General features: G+C 58.3%; 2 protein-coding genes. Both read right to left on the bottom strand.

Translation table 11 applies throughout. From position 1 onward, the window contains the following. Positions 1 to 273: 273 nt before the first annotated feature. A complete protein-coding gene (locus CXY73_RS00120) occupies positions 274 to 912 on the bottom strand; it encodes an MBL fold metallo-hydrolase (protein ID WP_104176393.1) in 639 nt (212 codons plus the stop codon). A gap of 143 nt (positions 913 to 1055) precedes the next feature. Continuing rightward, complete coding sequence (locus tag CXY73_RS00125) at positions 1056 to 1379, bottom strand: putative quinol monooxygenase (RefSeq protein ID WP_104176394.1); 324 nt, start codon at positions 1377 to 1379, stop codon at positions 1056 to 1058. Between the last annotated feature and the right edge of the window lie 517 nt (positions 1380 to 1896).

Here is a 1896-nt window from a genome sequence, read left to right on the forward strand (position 1 = left end):
AGGTCAGTACCGCACTACAACCGAGATCGACCGGGCAAGGTGAACTCGACGAACGCCATCTCACTGATCAGAGCTCGCGCTAATCAGGACGCACCTCGCGAGGGGGCCTGGTTCTCTCCGTCTTAGCGGATCAGCGCGTCAGCGTCTCCGGTTTCATTCGCCCATGCGGGGAGGTGCAGGGCTGATTACGAAGATCTGTGTTTCGGATGCGGGATGGTTAAGTTCGATCGAAAAGCACCTGGAATCGCTGCACGAGGTAGGCGGATGTCGCCGTCACCAGCCGCGTTGCTTCCACTGGGAGAGCTTGCTCCGCTCGGCTCCGAGCGTTGTGCCGGCGCCATGGCCGGGGTGCACCAGGGTGTCGTCCGGAAGGTAGTCGAAGATCCGAGTGACGACGTCGTTGTACAACGATGAGAAACGGTCGGCATCACCGTTGGTGTTCCCAAGACCGCCAGGGAAGAGCGAATCGCCCGTAAACAGATGGGCGGGACCATGCGAGTCGCGGTAAAGCAGAGCAATCGACCCGGGGGTGTGTCCGCGTAGGTGAATCACTTCGACTTCAATGCCATCGACGTTCCTGACGTCCCCGTGATGCAAAGGTATGTCTGTGGGCACGGCAATGTCTGCAACATCGTCGAGCCCTGCTGCAGTGGGTACTCTGGTCAGCTCCCTGACCTCACCAAGCGCCCGAACATGGTCCCAGTGCGAGTGTGTGGTGACAATGAGGGCCAGCCTGACGAGGGCCTTCGTGTCCTTCTGGGCATCTGCGAGAAGGGTGAAGATGGCGGGTGCATCGTCGGCGGCGTCAATCAGTACCTGCGCGCCGCTTGATTTCGAGGTGAGTACGTAAACCTTATTGCTCATCTCAGATACTGAGATGCTGCGAACCGTGAGGGCGTTGAGATCGTGCATGGTCCTGTTCCTAGTAACGGTTGCTGGTCTTTGTACAGGGGCGTCGAGGGCACAGCGCTAAATGGTCGTTGTCGGCCGCTACCCCCGAAGCGCATGGATGTGGGCAGTCACCCCGACTAGTTCAGCGGTCAGTAGACGCGTGGTTACTCCTCCACTGTCATTTCTCCCAGTGGGCCCCAACCTTCAGCATCAATGCGTTCGCTGATGATCTCTGGAGTCTTCACGAGCGCTTGCGGCATAGCCTTCATTGCCGCGGAGAAGTGCGCGCTGTTCACGTGAGATCCAGCCGCATCATCGTGGAATGCCTCGACGAGAACGAACTGGTGAGGATCCTCAACATTGCGCGACCAGTCGAACCACAAGTTGCCTGGTTCCTGGCGCGTAGCCTCCGTGAAGTCTCGCGTGAGATCCAGCCAACGATCGCTCCACTCTGGTTTCACAGTGAACTTGGCGACGATGAAAATCATGGAATGGTTCCTTTCCTCAGTCACGTCCCGTTGAACGGTGGCGCTTCCAGAAAACCAGGCGGTGGTGGGTTGCCCCAGTTTAGGCGACGCCGGGTACAGGAGGAGAACCGTAACCCCGGCGACGACGACCCATACGCAACTGAACTCAGACAGATGTCGTTTCGGGCAACATAAAGCGGCGCGTGCCGATAACAACCACGTCAGGTTGCACTCAATGAGGAGAAGACCTATGAAGAAGGATGTTCAACGCCTGGTGACCAGGATCGCGGCGGTCAGGCTAATGCTCACCCTCAGCGCGGTCGCTAGTCCGGTGCTGCCGGATCCACCGCGATAACTTGCGTCGAAGCGTCACGCGCGCACTAATGTTATCGCCGACCCAAGGCAATACTGGCCCTATTTTCCATGCTCGATGTCGGGACAGTGCTAGGTCGCGGTGGGGACTGCTGAAGGTTTAGTTGACACCTGACTTGCTGGAATTCGGTTCCGGCAGTGGAAGGATCAACACCATGACCCGAAA

This window comes from Cryobacterium sp. Y50, from assembly GCF_002929805.1.
GTDB lineage: Bacteria > Actinomycetota > Actinomycetes > Actinomycetales > Microbacteriaceae > Cryobacterium.